The sequence below is a fragment of the Pseudomonas sivasensis genome, assembly GCF_052938085.1.
In genome coordinates this window covers 1,545,067-1,564,251 of record NZ_CP176442.1, presented here as the reverse complement: position 1 = coordinate 1,564,251, position 19,185 = coordinate 1,545,067, and the positions used below count along the sequence as shown (strand labels likewise).

Annotated in this window: 13 protein-coding genes; 1 reads left to right on the top strand and 12 read right to left on the bottom strand. The window is 52.2% G+C overall.

Annotated features, from left to right (window positions below; all coding sequences use genetic code 11):
• Positions 1-12: 12 nt before the first annotated feature.
• The 12 genes from ACKZ62_RS07365 to ACKZ62_RS07310 all read right to left on the bottom strand — a co-directional run bounded on the left by ACKZ62_RS07365 (position 13) and on the right by ACKZ62_RS07310 (position 17,424).
• Positions 13-2,115, bottom strand: a complete 2,103-nt coding sequence (locus ACKZ62_RS07365; protein WP_447096480.1) for a hypothetical protein — start codon at positions 2,113-2,115, stop codon at positions 13-15.
• Positions 2,116-2,155: 40 nt separating this feature from the next.
• A complete protein-coding gene (locus tag ACKZ62_RS07360; RefSeq protein ID WP_122754470.1) occupies positions 2,156-2,896 on the bottom strand; it encodes an SDR family oxidoreductase in 741 nt (246 codons plus the stop codon).
• Entirely contained in the window at positions 2,893-4,206 is a 1,314-nt protein-coding gene (locus ACKZ62_RS07355) for an FAD-binding oxidoreductase (RefSeq protein WP_122754471.1), read from the bottom strand. The genes ACKZ62_RS07360 and ACKZ62_RS07355 overlap by 4 nt, the downstream gene beginning before the upstream one ends.
• Positions 4,203-5,573, bottom strand: a complete 1,371-nt coding sequence (locus tag ACKZ62_RS07350; protein WP_241089483.1) for a UbiA family prenyltransferase — start codon at positions 5,571-5,573, stop codon at positions 4,203-4,205. The genes ACKZ62_RS07355 and ACKZ62_RS07350 overlap by 4 nt, the downstream gene beginning before the upstream one ends.
• A 497-nt stretch (positions 5,574-6,070) precedes the next feature.
• Entirely contained in the window at positions 6,071-10,768 is a 4,698-nt protein-coding gene (locus tag ACKZ62_RS07345; RefSeq protein WP_122754472.1) for a glycosyltransferase, read from the bottom strand.
• On the bottom strand, positions 10,761-12,128 hold the full coding sequence (locus ACKZ62_RS07340) for an ABC transporter ATP-binding protein (RefSeq protein ID WP_099602967.1): 1,368 nt from the start codon (positions 12,126-12,128) through the stop codon (positions 10,761-10,763). Before ACKZ62_RS07340 ends, ACKZ62_RS07345 begins: the two co-directional genes overlap by 8 nt.
• Positions 12,118-12,945, bottom strand: a complete 828-nt coding sequence (locus ACKZ62_RS07335; protein WP_122754473.1) for an ABC transporter permease — start codon at positions 12,943-12,945, stop codon at positions 12,118-12,120. Before ACKZ62_RS07335 ends, ACKZ62_RS07340 begins: the two co-directional genes overlap by 11 nt.
• The gene (rfbC, locus tag ACKZ62_RS07330) at positions 12,945-13,490 is read right to left on the bottom strand and encodes a dTDP-4-dehydrorhamnose 3,5-epimerase (RefSeq protein WP_099602965.1); all 546 of its coding nucleotides are present in this window, start codon (positions 13,488-13,490) and stop codon (positions 12,945-12,947) included. The genes ACKZ62_RS07335 and rfbC overlap by 1 nt, the downstream gene beginning before the upstream one ends.
• 104 nt (positions 13,491-13,594) lie before the next feature.
• A complete protein-coding gene (rfbA, locus tag ACKZ62_RS07325; protein ID WP_099602964.1) occupies positions 13,595-14,479 on the bottom strand; it encodes a glucose-1-phosphate thymidylyltransferase RfbA in 885 nt (294 codons plus the stop codon).
• Positions 14,480-14,481: 2 nt separating this feature from the next.
• Positions 14,482-15,378 carry a dTDP-4-dehydrorhamnose reductase gene (gene rfbD, locus ACKZ62_RS07320; protein ID WP_122754474.1) on the bottom strand — a complete coding sequence of 299 codons (897 nt, stop codon included), beginning with the start codon at positions 15,376-15,378 and terminating at the stop codon, positions 14,482-14,484.
• Positions 15,375-16,445, bottom strand: a complete 1,071-nt coding sequence (rfbB, locus tag ACKZ62_RS07315; protein ID WP_099602962.1) for a dTDP-glucose 4,6-dehydratase — start codon at positions 16,443-16,445, stop codon at positions 15,375-15,377. Before rfbB ends, rfbD begins: the two co-directional genes overlap by 4 nt.
• 4 nt (positions 16,446-16,449) lie before the next feature.
• Complete coding sequence (locus tag ACKZ62_RS07310; RefSeq protein WP_241150297.1) at positions 16,450-17,424, bottom strand: glycosyltransferase family 2 protein; 975 nt, start codon at positions 17,422-17,424, stop codon at positions 16,450-16,452.
• 1,537 nt (positions 17,425-18,961) lie between these two features.
• Here ACKZ62_RS07310 and ACKZ62_RS07305 point away from each other — a divergent pair.
• A complete protein-coding gene (locus ACKZ62_RS07305) occupies positions 18,962-19,180 on the top strand; it encodes a hypothetical protein (protein WP_122754476.1) in 219 nt (72 codons plus the stop codon).
• Positions 19,181-19,185 lie beyond the last annotated feature (5 nt).

Sequence of the window (19,185 nt, the reverse complement as noted above, 5' to 3'; positions counted from 1 at the left end):
GTGGGCGAAAATTTAGTTGTGATCAGTCTTAAGCGCTATCGCAGACCACTCGCCCCAAGCATCGCCGTTATCTGAAATCTTTATGGTGAAACTTTCAGGGAATCGCTTATCGGAAAAATCCAATGCTGCCCATTCAGTGGCAATTGGAAGAACAGAGAAGCTATTCGGCTCGTCGTTCACCTGAAGTGTCTGGCGACCGCTTGTGGGACCTGATCTATACAGCAACTTATCGCCTCGCTTGAGGCGTAGCACAATCGACCCTGTATCAGCATCTGATTGCCGCCAGCTCCCCATCACCGTCAGCCCATCAATCTTGGAGTGCCACGAGTCAGTGCCACTCCATTCTGTTCCCTGTACGACATCCGAAGTTGTCACAGCAGTGGCATTCACACCTGGGTTGACCAGACTGAAGCTGTACAGAATGGGGGTAGACAATACATTGAAGTAACACGAACCGCTGGAGATGATCTTCAACTGACCACCAAGGCTACCTTTGAGTACATAGCCCTTGAGCTTAGCGTTAGCAGCGCTGGCCCCCTCAATTTCGGCTATATCACTTCGGCTACCACCAGTCACCGCGTAACCCACAACAATATTTTTTTGATCGAGGATAACAACTGAGCGCGGAACCGTTTCAGAGGCTTCATCATAGATCCAACCACTGATCGCGGCCCAACGTTCCTCCCCCACAATAGGGGTGATTTGCTCGACACTTCCCAAACACTGTTTTCCATCAGTGCGATTACTCAAGGTACCGATTTTTCGCTGAGCACCAAGAATAGGTTTAATACCAAAGATAGAGATATTATGTTCAGATGCGCTTTGGGCAACATGAAGAGCCCGATCAACTCTCGGATAAACATAATTGATCTGGGCTTTATCACTGACATTGAGTTCGAGTGCCAAAGCCGCAACGAGCCGCTCGAAATGCTCATCGCTCTTCGCCCCAAGCGCGCGTGACTGTCCCAGCAACAAAGCAATTGAGAGCATTAAGAAAATTGGGAGTATAACGCGATATTTTTCGGCCCAACGAGACAAAATCGGCATCATCATGACAAACAGGGCGGCCCATAACATGAGCGCCGGAGTAGTATATCGACTACTCGACGCTTGCTCGACGCCCAGCTCCAGGCGTCCGCTCGCAGTCCCCAGCGCCGTCCCACCGATATAAAGAACAAATAACAGCAGACTGAGATGAAGGTAGTTTTTCTGTCTGGAGCGAATAGTCAAATAAGCCTGGGCAGCGATGACAACAATAAGTAAAAAGCCAGCAACAGCCGCAACAGCAACCTTCAGCGAATTTTCTGAAAAAGGTGCAATATAATAAAACGGGCTGCCTACGTAGACAAATATGTAGTGTGCAATCCCCAATGGATCGTTCAACAAGGTACGCAGCAAAGAACCTTCTTTCACCGGTGCCTTATAAAAGTAAAAGCTTATGCAAACGACCGCAAGGACACCTACAATCGCATTTCTACGCCAGCCGATCCTGCAGAACACGCCATACAGCAACAAAAGAGGCATGGTTATAACACCATTCGCCATGGTACCGACCGCGAGCACCCCAAACAGCACAGCACAGACAAAGTAACGCGTGGATTTTTGCGGAACGCTGGACATTTTATAAATAAAATAGAAAGCACACAGCGGCAACAACTGCGCCATAAAAAATTGGCTTTGAAAGCCGACCGTGAAGTTCTCGTATTGGCTCCAGCAAAACAACCAACTTACCAGTACACACATGAAGAAAGGGCGAGTGGCTTTGTTCGGAAGGTGTTTAAACGCCTCACTTAGAAACTTGACAAACACCAGGCAGCCCGCCGCTGCAAGCAGGTAGTTTATAAGGATAAGTGAGTAACTTAACCCACCAAACCAGCGAATGTCATTCCAGAAGAAAAGTCTGGATAGTACAATTCGATGCTCGTTATGCGACGCCCACCAAGCGGCATAATTACCCTCAGACACTTTTGTGTAGAAATCGATATAGCCGTCCCACATGTCCCAATAGGGCACGGGGGAAAATGAAATTACACCGCCTATGAGTGAAGTTATTACGATGGCAATGCATAGAAGCAACGCGGCGACCGTAAAATTACGAATACTATTAGATTTCAAAATATCCCTCCCCAATAAAGCCCAACGCAACAAGATAAAATTAAAGGTTGAGCCTTTTAAAAATTACACTTGGTACACTTTTTATAATCAGCATGATTAGGCGCCAAAACCCCGGCACATACAGTGTGTCTTTTTGCTTTTCAACGCCTTTGATGATAAGAGCCGCCACTTGTTCTGGCGTCGCCAGCAGCGCAGCCGGCAAGGCCAGACCACGAGTCATAGGCGTGTCAACGAACCCCGGCTTGATTGTCATCACATGCACGCCGACCTTGAACATCCTCGCGCGTAACCCCTCACAGAAGGTCGACACCGCCGCTTTCGCCGTACCATAAAGGTAGTTCGAAGGCCTGCCGCGGTCGCCTGCCACAGATGAGATCACCGCTAACGTGCCACAGCGCTGGGTCTCAAATTGATTGGCAAGAAGCGAGAGCAGACCAATCACCGACGTTCCGTTGTTGCTGAGCTCTGCCAATGCAACAGAGACATCCCGCTCACACGCTTTTTGATCTGGCAAAGTACCGTGTGCTATGAGCGCAACATCAATTTGTTGCAGCGTAGCGGCACAGCTTTCGAGCATCGGGCCATGGGCAGCAAAATCGGTGGCATCCATGCAGTGAACAGTCACTGTTTTTGCACCGCGCGCGGTGAGATCCGCCGAGACTTGTGCGAGCTTGTCGGCACTGCGAGCGACGAGAAAGAACTCGCTGCCTTGTTCTGCCCAAAGGCGAGCGCAAGCAGTGGCGATGGCCGATGTAGCGCCAATAATCAAAATTCGTTTCATTGAGTAACTCGTTTCCAAAAGTGGGAATTCAGCGAGGGATCACGCAACGCTTCCAGTCGCTCCCAGCCAGGATAGGCCTGGCGAAAATCGGCGCCGCTCATGTGAGCATCCTTGGCCGGGTACAGACGCCCTCCTCCTTCGCGAACGATGGCATCCAACCGGGTGAACAGACGCGCCAGATCCGCCTTGTGGGGAAAGTCGAGGGCCAGGGAAGTTCCAGGCAGCGGAAACGAAAGCAGGCCCGGAGAAGCGATGTCTCCACAGCGTTTGAGCACGGCTAGAAACGAGCCCTGCCCTGACTCGGCAATAGCGCCCAGCAGGTCGCGCATGACCACGTCAGCGACTACGTCAGGAATCACACACTGGTACTGCTGGAACCCACGGCGGCCATAAATACGGTTCCAATGCAGGATGCGGTCCAATGGATAAAAAAACGGTTCGTAGCTGCTACGTTTGCGTGTGCTCTGCGCAGGATGTACCCGCCAATACAAATCATTGAAGGCACGCAAGGACAGATTGTTTATCAGGGAAATTGGCGGTGTCAGCGGAACACTCAACTTTGTCCGCGCGTCCACTTCCAGTGAGCCATAACGGGCATGGTCACCCACGATGAATACACCGCGCCCAGTCTGGGGGCCCTTCGCCAGGCAATCGATCCAGGCAACACTGTATTCATGCTGATGATCCAGTTCAGCGGACAAATTGAAAAACTCCGCCAGGTTCTCGAATCGAACCACTTTGCTATCTATCTGGCTCGCGCGAATCGGGATCAACTGAATTTGCGCCCAGGTAATAATCCCCGTCAGGCCCAGGCCGCCAATGGTCGCAGCGTAAAGCTCTGTATTTTCAGTTGGGGAACAGCTCAGATGTTCTTCGTTGTGTCGCAACAAACCGAAGGAACGTACGTGGTTGCCGAAAGTGCCGCGCAGGTGATGGTTTTTTCCGTGGACATCGTTCGCAATCGCACCGCCTAGTGTTGCGAACTGCGTGCCTGGCGTGACGGACAAGAACCAGCCTTGTGGTATAGCGATTGCCAGTATCTCGGCGAGGGTTACACCTGCTTCGGCGGTAACAATGCCTTGCTGCCAGTCGGCCTGGATGAAGCGATCAAGGCTTCGCATATGCAAAACATGATTGCTATCGGCCATGCAACTGTCGCCATAACTGCGTCCGTTACCATAGGGCAGCGTGCTGCCCTGCGCCGCGACCACTGCATCCCGTAGAGCGGCGACGTCGCTAAGCCAGCTAAACGCGTGTGCAGTTTGAGGCGTACGCGGATAGCAGCCCCAGGAATAAAGCGCACGGCTCATGCAGCCACCCAGAACACCAGCCCAAACAATGCGCCGACAATCAAGCTGATACGGTCGCGGATCGCGAACACCACGGGATCGTCATGCATTTGTCCGCGATGCGTGAGCATCCACACTCGGGTTATCCAGAACAGCAGCAACGGGCAGGCCAACCAAATGACTTGCGGATGGGCGTAAAGGCCAGTGGTGGCCTGGTCGTGGATGTACAACGCCAACACCATGACCGCCAGATAGCCGGAAGAGGCTCCCAACGAGGAGATCATTTCCAGATCCGCCGGGTAATAGCCTCGACCACGAGTCTTCCCGGTATCGCCCTTTCGCTTCGCTTCGCGTAGCTCTGCGTAACGCTTAACCAGCGCGAGGCTCAAGAAAATGAACATTGAAAACGCCAGAATCCAGAAGGTCAGCGCCAATCCAAATGCTGCCGCCCCTGCAATTATGCGCAAGGTATAGAGAGCGGCCAGTGCGATCACGTCGATAGCCATTTGTCGCTTCAATAAAAGCGAATAGGCCAGCGTCAATATGTAATAAACGACGAGCGCGCCAGAAAACGCCCAAGGCAATAGCCATATGGCGCCGGCAAAAGCGCCAAGCAACAGTAGTGGAAAGACGAGCACTCCGTATTTGATCGACAATCGTCCCGACGCAAATGGTCGGTTTCTTTTGGAGTGATGATGTCGATCATCTGCGAGATCTAATAAGTCATTGAGCACATAGACACTTGACGCGCAGAGCCCAAAAAACAAAAAGGCCAGAATGCCCTGCCATAGGAGCAATGGGCTGGTCAGTTGGTGAGCCGCGATCAGAGGAACAAAAATCAGCGCATTCTTCATCCACTGGTGAAGCCGAAAAGCCTTCAGCCAGTCTTTTAGACCAGATGTATTGGAATGAATGACTTGTTGCACATTACCGTGGGACTGAGCTCGACGCTCAACGCCTGACTCCGGGTTGACGACATAGGCCTTGCGGGCTGAAGCCCACACGAGGATGTCATCATGGGAGTTGCCCACGTAATCGAAGCCACCCTCGCCGTACTGCTCGACCAGAAGGTCTCTCTTGCGATGAGCTGACAGGTTGCGGTTGGCATCCGACGCCAGCACCAAGTCAAATAATTGGAGGTGCTCTGCAATACTTTCGGCAAGGCTGTGATGACTGGCCGTAGCCAGAACAATGGTACGACCTTTGCGTCGCTCATCCTCGATCAGCTCAATCACTACCGGATCGAAAGGTAAGACACTGACATCAATAGGGTTGGCGAGGGCGAGCTCCTCTTTCAGGACAGCCTTTCCCTTGGTCAGCCATCCAAAAACCTTGAATAGACTCAAGGGCTTATGGCGGACAAAAGCCATACCTGTTTCCAGCAGCATGTCGGAGCGCAGCAGCGTACCGTCGAGATCGACAACTAGCGGAAAGCCGGGAGATGCAATATGGACAGTCACGAGAACTCTTCCCTGAACATTGGGTAACCTACTACAAAATAAACTTATGAAAATAACGGGAAGCAAACGCTAAGGCATACTCAAACACAGTGCCTTTTATTCGCGGGCAACGTTACCACAGACGAAACATTTCTTCATAAAAGGGACCACGAAGATAGCGCCAGGAAAAACGGTGGTCACGCAACATAGCGCATGCTCTGCTGGCCCGATCACCCTGACTACCTTCCCAATGCCCTCCGAAGGCGAGCCGCTTCCGCGCGTAAATCATGGCCTTACGATCCTGATCGAGTACGCGCAGATTCCGTCACCCAGTTAGGGCAGCGGCGATAGTGATTGACAGGTCACTGCCGCTGCACAGGCCAACTTCAAGAGTCTTTTACTCGCCAACAGAGCCCTATTTCAGATCAGACAGCGATCCCGGTGGATTAAAGTTTTACCCTAGGTGGCCAGGCCAAGCCAAAATCCTCATGGTCCAATGTCAGGTTCGGGCTGTAGGCGTAGTCTTCCAAAATATTCGGCCAGCGGCTTTGAATATAAACAACCTCATTAGAAAATCTTTCCTTTTTCTCAGGCGTATCTTCCAAGCCACGCGTCGCGGACTCGTGGTGATAGAGCTCTGCAAAAGGGGTCCACACATTGATGTAGCCCGCCTCCTGCACCCTCAAGCAGAAGTCGACATCGTTGAAGGCAATCTTAAGGTTTTCTTCATCCAAACCGCCTACCTGTTCAAAAATGCTTTTCTTGATGATTAGGCAAGCCGCGGTCACAGCAGAAAACTCTTGAATCAGCGCCGCCCGGCAAAAGTAGCCGTAGTCACCTTTTGGCAAGTATTTGTGCGAGTGACCTGCAACTCCCCCCACACCCACCACGACGCCACCGTGTTGCAGGCGATCATCGGGATACCACAGCCGCGCCCCTACTGCTCCAACGTTCGGCTGTAGTGCGATTGACACCATCTCATCCAGCCATTGCGGCGTGATGACTTCAATGTCGTTGTTAACAAGGCCAATCAGCTCACCGCGCGCCATTCTGACGGCGCCATTGTTCAATGCGGAATAATTGAACGGCCCATCGTCACGCAACACGCGAACGTTGTCCTGTTGGTCGAGCGCTGCAAAATATTCGATAGAAACCGGATCGTCCGATCCATTATCGATCAAGATAATTTCATAATGACTGTAGGTAGTCAGCGCCTGAATACTGTCGATGCATTGCTTGACCAACGAGTGGGCGTTGCGCGTGGGAATAATCAGAGTAACCAATGGCGGCGTCACGGGAGGCGTGTAGTGAACGCGATACATGCCCATCGGTAAAAGCTCTGTAGTACCGATATCACCTTTGCGCTGGAGATGTTCATCTAGGGCTTTGACACCAGCGAGCGCGGCATAAGGCTTCTCGTCGCCAGCCATGGCGGTACTGCCGGCGTGCATACGCCAGTGATAGAGAATGCGAGGGATGTGTACGATTTGATTGCGGTCGAGTTTCTCGATGCATCGCAACGCCAGATCGTAGTCTTGGGAGCCTTCAAACCCTGTGCGGAACCCACCGACAGCTTTCACCAGATCCGAACGGTATACGCCCAAATGGCAAACCATATTCTGGGAACGGAACAAGAACTCATTCCAACCCGATTTGAAATAAGGCGAGCTTCGTTTACCGGCAGTGTCGATTTTGTCTTCATCTGAATAGATAACGCCAACATCCGGACAATCATGAACAGCACGGGTCACCCAATACAATGCGTGTTCGGCGAGCAAGTCGTCATTGTCCATCAGAGCGATGTACTGCCCCGACGCCAATTCCAGCGCCGAATTACTGGCATTGGAGATATGACCATTTTGCTGGCGGAACACCACTTTAATACGCTGATCCTGCTGCTTCAGCGACTTGAGATAGGCGATGACCTCAGGATCATTGGAAGCGTCGTCCGCGATACACAGCTCCCAGTTTTTGTAGAGCTGGGACTTAACGCTCTCGACCGCCTCACGCAACAAGCCCAAAGGCGGGTTGTAGACGGGCATAATGATCGAAATGAGTGGCTTGGTTTTCCACTTACGAATTTCTTCGCTGATTTTCCAGCGACCATTTTCATCAAGGGTGTCGTAGTACTGAACCCATCTGGAATAATCGTGGCGATCTGGAACCTCACGAGTTTCCTTGCCTACAAATGCAAAGTTGCTCGCACCAGCAACCCACACCACCCGTGCCTTCAAGCCAGCAATGCCTTGTTGACGCCAAACTGCAATAGCCTTGCGCATGGTCCTGCGCAATCCACCGCCTCGACGGATAACCGCGGGCAACAGGCGCCATAAACTCTTAGCTTGTCTAACGCTCTTAACGAGTTTTCGCAGGGGTGAAGTAACCTTCCAACTTGACGATGACTGCATCGCGATGATCTGCAGGTTCAAGTTATGGATATGAGTGTCTTTCTGTACCTGCTGTACACGCAGTCGCTCTTCAAGACTGGCGATATGAACATCCTTCTCCAGCAACGACTCTTGCCACTTGGCCAGCGTGTGTTGCAGTGCCTCGTCTTTTAGAGACGCCTGTTGATGCAATGTCGCAAGGATCTGAAGCCGCTCGGCCTCTGAATGCGCGTGTTCAAGTGCAGTCGCTGCGATGAACTCTTCAATCTGGGAGTCTTTCTCGTCCAGTTCTAATTTTTTCTGCTCGCTCAAAAGTTGAACGAATGCCTCGTGCTCCTCAGCCTGCTGTCGAATTTGTTCGACGACGACTTGAACCTCTTCATCTTTTTCGCGAATGATTCGGGAAATCACATCCGCATTGTTGGATGCTATCGAAGCCTTTACCAACTCCAGAATATTTGTAATTTCTTTATTTGAGTCAACTAGCAGGTCAAGCTTGTTATTTGAACCCAGGATAACGTCAAGCTTACTGTTTGAGTCAGCAATCAAATCCAGCTTGCTACTTGAGTCTAAAAACTGTTCGAGTTTATTTTGCAATTCAGCATTATTGCGTGTGAGTCCAGATTGATTCAGCACTTCGATCTCTTGAGCCAGTTGCTCTTCCGTGAATAAGGTGAAGCTTACTTCTAGCTCTAGTTGATCGGTACCACTAAGCGTTTCTGCTTGCAGAGGAATCATCACGCTCGGATCGTCACTCAGCGCTAGATAAAGCGTGTCGCGCCCGACTTCGGAAATCCGCATCGCGGACGCAATGACAAGCGGCTGACTGATGTCATCTTGCCACTCCAAAATCTTTTCGGCGCTAGAGTACACCCTGATCGAGTGAATCGAAAAGCTTTGACGTCTATTGATGGGGTCAAACCGCAGCAATCCCCCCTTGGGCAGCGCGCGAGGAAGGGTAAACCTGATTAGTTGAGGTCCATCATCTACCACTCGGAGCAGGGCGGACTCCTCTGAAAGATTCCCTGCCTCGTCACTTATATAGAGCTTGGCGTGCTTGGACGGCATATGCGTCACGCCGAGCTTATGGACCATCGCATCGGGAGACCAATTCAGGAAGCGATTCGCGTCAGCACCGGTTACCCGCTCCTGAAAAGCCGCCTCGGTACCGATGTAGCGCGCAAGGTCTTCAGGGCTAATGTCCATACCAGCACTTGCCAACAGCTGGGTGACGAACTCCTGCCGACTGACCGAAGAAGTACTCGGATAGAAAGGACTTGCTGCTGCCATGAGCAGCAGAAGCGCCCGCATCATCAAGTAGCCGAGCTCAACGCCCTCAGAACTTTCCCACTCAACATCTATGAATTGTGGAACGTCGCCCGCTCCGACAACTATGTTTTGAGGGACCGCATCGATAAAACGACCCGGAAGCAGAGACTTGGCCGAGAGTAATTCGAAGTCGGCCCCCTCCTTTTTGAGGAGCGTCCTCAGGCACGCGAGATACTTTTGTAAAAATGGCGTAAAACCTTCCACGCTCCAGTCGCGACGTGCCGCGAGATCAAGAAATTCAAGACTGAGCACGCTGCCCTTGGCATAGGCGTCCACACTTGGAAGCACATATTTGAAGCCATCCTCAAGGCTCGCTTCCGTCACATCGCTAGCAAGAGTTCCCAGCTTTCTGTAACGGACCTGAATACCTTGCGGTGTTTTGACGAACACTGATTCCTTGCAGTAACGGGTCCTCCTGCCAGTGCTGTAGTGGTAGGCAAGCACGTCAACGTCAAGCGGTTCATTTTTCCCGCAGGACGCCACAATCAGAAAGGAGTTCGCCAGATCCATGCCTAGACGGTTGTCAATGACGACCGACCAAGCTTTTTCCAAGTTAAAGGTGGTCTGCTCTGGAAGCTGCGGATCCTTCTTAACGTTTTGCCATGCCAAGGCCGCAGCGTCGAACTCGTCACTCTCGAAGCCACCCTCCGTGATGATCGAATTGGGCAATTTGTAATCCGGGCTGGGGGCCAGGAAGCTGGAAGAGCTAAACCCCGCGCTCGTGATTAGATCTTTGAGCTCTTTCCTGCCGTAGGTTTTGGGTTGGCCATGTTCGTAACGGCCTTCAATTCCATACATGATGATACCGACATGATCTTCGGGAGCCCCCGCAAAATACTTCAACCCCAACTGATTTTCGATGGCGATAAATAGATGCCCATCGGGCTTCAATAGTTTGCGAACTCGCTTAAGCATTGCTAAGGCCGGATCATCGGCATTACTGAACATGCTGGCGTATTCAAGCACGCCAATCAGAGTGACCACGTCGAATTGCTCTTCGACTTTAAAGTCATCGAACCGCTCGGCCAGTACCGTGACGTTATCCAGATCCCGCGTGCGACTCGCTGCAATGGCCGCTCGACGCGGGCTTCCTTCGAGGCACAACACGTCCGCTCCGCATTCACCAAGGTAACGGCTGATGGCGCCACAACCGGCACCGATCTCTAGCACGCGAGACTTTAATAAGTGTTCAAACGGACGCAGGATATTAGCCCGCGTCGCACTCAAATGATAAAGCTTTGCCCAATCGGTGCAGTACTGCGGGAGTTCATCCGACAATACAGAAACGTCATTTGCGTTATGGATGATGCTCGCCAATTCAGTTTCGGCACTATCACCATCACTGTAGGCGATGCCCTGAAAATCAGCGCGAACCCATACATTCGTCGCATCATCCTTGGTATAGCCATAATCATCGAGTTTAAACATTTGGATCTACCGGATCGATTGTCATGGCAGCTGCAAGGTCAATCAGCCCCAACAGTTTAGGGGTAGGCTCGACAATCAAGTGAATAGAGTCATAACGTCGGTCATGAGCAATGATGTCTTCGCCCTCTCGGGAGGCGATCCCTAGGGATATAAAATAATCACCCGTCGCTAGTCTATTTATAAATCTGACACTGGCAGTCGCGGCGCTACCGGATTCTCCCATGGAGCGTGTTTCCACACACTCCAATAAATAAGAGTTAGTGCCGTAAACCGTGACCCCTTCCTTGGTTTTAATGGTGAAACCCAGAATCGGATTGATCACCGGGCGGTTAAATCTGAATGCAACACTCAGTACGATCTCTTCACCGGTTTCCGCACTGGTGGGGAACTCCCGAGCACTGGCTCTTAAATGGAAATCAAGCAGAGTGGCGGCACCGTCGCCCCAGCGATACTCATGCGGGTTGTACCCAACGCGCGATGCATAGACATCGTTATCCAGGTTAAGCAATGCATGGGGAGTTACTGGCGCTACAGACTCTTGAGGGGTACTCGCAGGTGCGCATGAATGGCCATCTTCGGGGCCATCACTGGCATTACGACCAAAGAGGATATCGGTGTAGCGGTTTATAACCGGGCGTGACGCACCGATCATTTCGACCCGACTTTGCTCCAACAGAATTGCACGCGAGCAGTGCGTGACCACCTGCTCGCTGGAGTGCGTCACTAACAGAATGCTTGTTCCATTCTCTTTGAGCTGGCGCAGGCGCTCAAAGCATTTGGCTTGAAACCGAGCATCACCTACCGAAAGAGCCTCGTCCACCACTAGAATCTCAGGGTCCACTTGTGCCTGAACGGCGAAAGCGAGTCTGACCGCCATGCCACTGGAATAAGCTTTGACCGGCTGATCGAGAAACTCTCCGATATCCGCAAAACCGGCGATAGCATCGAAGCGATCATCCACTTCCTCACGGGTAAGACCCAGTACAGCACCGTTCAGATAGACATTCTCACGCCCGGTGAACTCCGGGTTGAAGCCTGAACCCAACTCGAGAAGCGCGGCGACACGTCCGCGGGTTTCAATCTCGCCAATCGTCGGCGCAAGTGTGCCGCAGATTATCTGCAGCAAGGTCGACTTGCCCGATCCATTTCGACCGACGATGCCGACTGTTTCGCCTTTGCTGACCTCAAAACTGATGTCACGCAATGCCCAAAATTCGTTGCCGTACGTGGTCAACGGATCGCCCACCCAACGCTGCAGACGCGGCACAATCGCTTGCTTCAGGCGATCGCGTGGCTTGTCGTATGTGTAAAAACATTTGGAGACATTCCGAACGCTGATTACCGAATGATCAGATGACATCAGCGAACCCTTTACGTGTTTTTTGGAAGAACCAGAATCCAACGCAAGCCATCACTGCTCCAATGATGACCGCGACCCCCAAGCTCCCCCAATCAGGCAGGTTTCCAAAAAGCAGCACGCTTCGACTCTCCTCAATGATGTAAGTCAAAGGATTGAGCTTTAGCCACGGTTTGTAGGCCTCAGGCAGCGCAGCGGTCGGGTACAACACAGGGGAAAGAAAAAGAAGCACGGTCGTGAGTACCGTTATTACGTGCCCCACATCCCTCAGGTAAACCCCCAGCGACGCCAGGAACCAACTAACGCCGAGCGTCGCCAATATCAAGGGCACCAGGACCAGCGGGAACAAGAGCGCCGTCCAATGGATCTGGCCCATGATCAGAAACTGAGCGGCCAGCAACACGATCAGGCTGATGCAGCTATGAAACAACGCGGACCCCAGCGTAATCACCGGCAGAATTTCCAGCGGAAATACTACTTTTTTTACGTAGCTGCTATTGGTCATCACAAGCGATGGCGCACGATTAGCACATTCTGCAAACAATCCGTGAACAATCATGCCAACAAATAGCAGAACCGCGAACCCGCCTTTGCCTGTTTCCACCCCAGCCCATCGAGCTTTGAAAATCTCGGAGAACACGAAGGTATAAACCGCAAGCATGAGGATCGGATTGAAGAACGACCATGTCAGGCCCATCACCGAGCCACGATAACGACCAATGACCTCGCGAGTAGTCATTTGCGAAATCAACGAACGATTTTTCCACAGGCTCGCAGCCAGACTGAATGGCCCCGCGGAAGGTGCGCGATGAGGGTTCACTAGGCAAACACCTCAGCATCAATCAAGCGAGGTGCACTGGCATCTTTTGCGGAAAGCGTCGGGGCTTCGCAGATCGGCCAGGCAATCGCCAAATCAGGGTCGTCCCAGGCAACACTCCGCTCGTGCTCCGGCGCCCAGTAATCCGTGGTTTTGTAGAGAAATTCTGCGCTATCGGAGAGAACAACGAAACCATGCGCAAATCCCTCCGGTATCCAAAGCTGGGATCTGTTGCTTGCACTCAGGAAGGCGCCCGCCCACTTGCCGAAAGTCGCCGAGCTTTTACGCAAATCAACAGCAACATCAAACACCTCACCGTGGGTGACACGCACAAGCTTTCCCTGGGCCTGTTGGATTTGATAGTGCAGGCCGCGAAGTACACCTTTGACTGATCGGGAGTGGTTGTCCTGAACGAAATGAGCTGGCCTTCCCAGTGCTTCTTCAAAAATTTTTTGATTGAAACTTTCGTAGAAAAAACCGCGCTCGTCCCCGAACACTTTCGGTTCGATTAGAAGAACTTCCGGGAGAACGAGTGGGGTAACTCTCATCTTTACAATATCTCCAAAATGTATCCAGGCCGACAGGGCGACGCTGCAGGTCAAAAAAAGATCTTAGGGCAAGCGCCTTGGAAGGCAGATTGCAGCAACGTGCTTCAAAAGATCTTCTCATGCAGTAAACGTTTGAGATATTGGCCATAACCGTTCTTGGAAAGCGGTGCAGCCAGCTTCTCCAACTGCTGCGCATCGATCCACTTTTGCCTGAATGCAATTTCTTCCGGACAAGCAACTTTGAGCCCTTGGCGACGCTCCAGCGTGGCAATGAAGTGACTCGCCTCAAGGAGAGAATCGTGAGTACCGGTATCCAGCCAGGCATACCCTCGGCCCATGATTTCTACAGACAGCTTGCCTCGTTCCATATAGATACGATTGAGGTCGGTAATCTCCAGCTCACCTCTAGGTGAGGGTTGAATGCTTTTAGCAATATCAACCACTTCCTGGTCATAGAAATACAGACCTGTTACGGCATAGCTTGATTTTGGCTGGAGCGGCTTCTCTTCCAGGCTCATCGCCCTGCCTTGGCTATCGAACTCTACGACCCCGTACCGCTCAGGATCGTTAACGTGGTATGCGAAGACACTGGCGCCCTCTTCCCGAGCCATTGCGTTTCTCAACAGCTCATTAAAGTGGTGACCGTGGTAGATGTTGTCACCCAGCACCAACGCCGACAGGTCGTTACCGATGAAGTCTTCACCAATAATGAATGCCTGAGCCAGGCCATCCGGGGAGGCCTGCACCGCGTAGGAAATATTCAGTCCCCAATTACTGCCATCACCCAACAATTGCTCAAAACGCGGCGTGTCCTGGGGGGTGGAGATGATCAGGATGTCGCGAATACCGGCCAACATCAGTGTTGTCAGCGGGTAATAGATCATCGGTTTATCGTAAACAGGCAACAATTGCTTGGAAATGGCCAAGGTCGCCGGGTGCAGGCGCGTGCCCGAGCCGCCAGCCAGAATGATTCCTTTACGTTTGAGCATGTTCATTTCTCTAGTGTTTCAATAAGCATCCGTGCCACACCGTCTTGCCAATCCGGCAAGAACAATGAGAAGGCGTTCTGCAGTTTTTGGGTATTAAGTCGCGAATTGCCGGGGCGTTTAGCCGGCGTTGGATAGGCCGCTGTCGCGATGGCGCCGACTGAAGCTGGGCCAACCTGAAGCTCTACCCCTGCCGCTTGCGCTTGCTCAAGTACGAATCGCGCATAGCGATACCAGGTGGTCTCACCGGCTGACGCGAGGTGGTAGAGCCCGCCCAGGTGTGACTGCTGCCTTACCGCGCGAATGGCGTGCGCAGTGACATCCGCGAGTAAATCGGCGCCAGTCGGCGTGCCGAACTGATCGTTAATGACGTTCAGGCTGTCGCGTTCCTGCGCAAGGCGCAACATGGTCTTGGCGAAGTTGTTGCCCCGTGCGGCATACACCCAACTGGTGCGAAATATCAGGTGCGAACAACCCGACGACTGAATCGCCTGCTCACCGGCAAGCTTGGTCGCGCCATAGACACTAAGAGGGCCGACCGGATCGCTTTCCTGCCAAGGCGTTTCGCCATCGCCTGCGAAGACATAGTCAGTTGAATAGTGCACCAATAAGGCATTGAGCTTCAGGGCCTCTGCGGCCAATACAGCCGGTGCCTCTGCGTTAACGCGCCGCGCCAGGCCAGGCTCGCTTTCGGCCTTGTCCACGGCGGTATATGCAGCAGCGTTGACGATGACATCTGGAGCAAACCGCTGCACGGTCGCAGCAAGCCCCTCTAGATCGCTAAGGTCACCGCAATAGTCGAGGCTTTTGGAATCCAGCGCGAGCACTTGGCCCAGCGGGGCCAAACTGCGTTGTAACTCCCATCCTACTTGGCCATTCTTGCCAAGCAGAAGGATCTTCATACAGAGCGTCCGGAATAGTTTTTTTCCACCCACTCGCGGTAAGAGCCGGATTGGATATTACTGACCCACTCCTGATTATCCAGGTACCACTCCACGGTTTTGCGAATTCCAGTCTCGAAGGTTTCTGCCGGTTTCCAGCCTAACTCGCTCTCAAGCTTACGCGCGTCAATGGCATAGCGACGATCATGCCCTGGGCGGTCTGTTACGTATGCAATCTGTTCGTTGTAAGGCTTGCCGTCCTGGCGAGGACGCAGCCCATCAAGCAAGGCGCAGATGGTATGAACGATGTCCAGGTTGGGCTTTTCGTTCCATCCCCCTACGTTATAGACCTCACCCACCGTACCGGCCTCCAGTACACGGCGGATGGCACTGCAATGGTCCTTGACGTACAGCCAGTCGCGAATCTGCTGGCCGTCGCCGTACACCGGAAGTGCCTTGCCCGCCAGCGCATTGACGATCATCAACGGAATCAGTTTTTCCGGGAAGTGATAGGGGCCATAGTTGTTCGAGCAATTGGTGGTCAGGACCGGCAAACCATACGTGTGGTGGTAGGCACGCACAAGGTGGTCGCTAGCGGCCTTGCTAGCTGAATAGGGGCTGTTGGGCTCGTACTGGTGAGTTTCGGTGAAGGCGGGATCGTCCTTGGACAAGGAGCCATAGACCTCGTCTGTCGAAACATGCAGGAAACGAAAAGCCTGCTGAGCATCTGTCGGCAAGCCTTTCCAATAGGCGCGCACCGTTTCCAGTAAGCGGAATGTACCGACAACATTGGTCTCGATAAAGTCTTCCGGGCCGTGAATGGACCGATCCACGTGCGACTCGGCAGCGAAGTTCAGAATGGCGCGTGGCGAATGCTTAACGAGCAAGCTTTCGACTAATTGTGTATCGCCGATATCGCCATGTACGAACACGTGACGCTTATCACCCTCAAGAGAGCTGAGGTTCTCCAGATTGCCCGCATACGTCAGTTTGTCCAAGTTAATGACAGGCTCGTCCGCTTGCGCCAACCAGTCCAATACAAAATTCGCACCGATAAAGCCTGCGCCGCCAGTTACCAAGATAGTCATTTATTCAGATCTTTTTCAGTAGTGTTGCGAGGATTAGGCCGAGGTTGCCGAGCAGGGTCTGTCGATACAGGCCGGCTAGCCGCATTCCCAATAATCTTCGAAATAATGTTTGGTTTCTTGCATGTTTGAAGCGGGCAAGCGTCGCGCGGTGCTCATCACAAAGACGATGCTGCATGGATTCGAGCGCATGAATATTCTGCTCATTCCACTCGTAAAACCGTCCTTGAAAAACCATGCGCAAACGCACCCGCCGAGCAGACCAGCCTGAATTGCTGCCTATCAAGTTTTCACTGTGCTGGCGATAACGCACTTTGGGTTCAGGGTCATAGTTGACGACCCCTCCCGCACCCGAGACCAACTGATACGCCCACCAATCGTGAGCAGGAACGCTGATATCGGCACCCGCTTCCCGGATAAGATCACGGGCTGCCTGGTTAAAGACCATGGTGTTGCCACCAGCGATACTTTGAACCAGTGCATTGGCAAAACCTGACGGCAAACGGAACAGGGGCGATACCCCTAACGGCACCCCTGATTCACTGATCAGTTGGGTACGGCCGCAATAGAGAGCAGGAATATGCTGAGGAATGGTTTGCAGCCAAGCGAGCGCCACCTCGATTTTGTCTTGATCCCAGATATCGTCCTGATCAGACCACGCAAAAAAATCAGCGTCGATGTCATCTCGAGTAGTCAGCGATAAAAAGTTGGCCGCAAAGCCTCTCTTGGGTCCACGTACCACTCTAATGCGCTCATCCCCCCAGTTATTTCGGTAGCCATCCAATAGCGCCAGGGTTCCGTCTTGGGAATCGTCGTCTGATACAACCAGGATCCAATTACCATGAGTTTGGCGCTCAAAGGAATCAAGCTGCTCGGCCAGAAAGGATTCGCCGTTGTACGTGCACATCAATACGGCGACTTTTGCATGGCAAAAATCGTGCACATCAAGAAGAGAGGCACTACTGGAAGCAAAAATAGACACGAAACTCCCTTCGTGGCGAACATTTCTGTAGGAAATGCGGACATGTGTCGTAGGAAATGATGAAGTATACAGTTATCTTCTGTAGGCACAATCCAACTCTTGATCAATGGCCACCCTCCTCCGTTTGAAGCTCCGCGCACTCCAAGTACCGACACAGCCATGCATCACTGAGTCAGCGACTGGGCAACCGGACAAACAGTCGAGGATTAATATTAAAGTGCCACATCCCTCCCCCTCCCGACTCGCTTAAACAGCCGCAACCGTCGCTGCACTTTTTACTGAGCCACGTGAAATTCAAAAACGAGACCGCCTATTCATTGATGGGTATTTTTGGGGCATGGGGCCAGAAGAATGCTTCAAATTGAAGCGGTTACAGGGAGCAACAACGCCGCTTATACCCCACAGATCGCCCCACAACCTCTTCCGCGCAGCAACGCGGCATTTCAGAAGGCGATGATCGCGCCCAGGTCAACAAGGCAAATCGGCCGCATCACCAAAACGCGTCGCAAAGACGATCAAACGGGCACAATAGTCGCTGCTATACATTCCAAAAATCTGAAAAATACGAAATAGCTAATTCTTCCCCCTAAACTCCAAGAGTGTATTTAGCAGTGATCCACGGGTCATGTTTTAACTAGCCAGCCATACATCTAAAAGCTCAAAAAGTTCAAAAATATATTCAGCTATTTCAATAAAATCTTTGATAGCTATCGAGCGACTCCCCTTGTCGAAATAGTGCCAAGACAATCAGCTCCTCCAGACTAATTACACCTATCAACAAGTGGCTAAACCAATTTACTGATTCCGCCCGATTTCACCTGAGTCCAAGCCACCCTGAAGGCGGTTTTGTATTTACCTGCCCTTGCAAAATGCCTTACCTATCCGAACGGTCAGTACTCGCCCGCTTGCCCGTTGGGCTGAATCGTCCACAGCCCTTTCGTGCCTGAAGCAACGCATAAACCCCGATTGCTACCCGTTAAATGTCTGACGCTGCGCTGAAGGCAGTTGCCACGTAATAAACACACGCCACTTCATCTGGATATCCGAGATGTCTTTGTCGATATCCCTCGGCAAACGCCTCGTGCGACTGTTCTCCCGTTTGGAAAGCCCCCCAGCACGCGATGCAGGCCAACCAGGTATCACCTGGCTTTTTGGATTACTTCTCAGCTCGATATCTTGGCAAAACCTTTTCAACGCACATCCACGGTGTCGACGATATGTTTCTTGAAACGCCCTTCGATCCAAGTACGCCCAACCCATCCTCACCCCACTGAAGATTGTCTGAGCAGGCAATATCGGCAGGAGCCAAGGCTTGGAAAAAACTTTGCCTCCACTGGCTGAATAGCTGGCATACAGCGCGTTTTTATGTGATCGGCGACGGCATTACGATGAAGAAGTTGAGCGAAGCACTCATCAAAAGGCCGTCACGAATGTCGAACTCATTCCCCCGATATCTCGTGACAAATTGATTCACTATTATCAGCACGCAAATGCGCCGTTCTTGCACCTGAATAGCTTCAATGGCTCTTGAAAAATCGTGCCCTCCGAACTGCTCGAATACGCAGCCACCGGCAAACCAATCCTGGCGGGCCTGGGCGGTTATTCAAAAAGGTTCACCATTTACATCATCCCCAATGCTTCTGTATTTGCCCTCGCAAACCCGGATGCCGTGGTTGCCTCACTCGCCAAGCTGACCCTGGGCGCTACTGACCGTGCTGCATTTATCCAGGAGTACTACGGCAGCGACGTTCAATAGCCTAT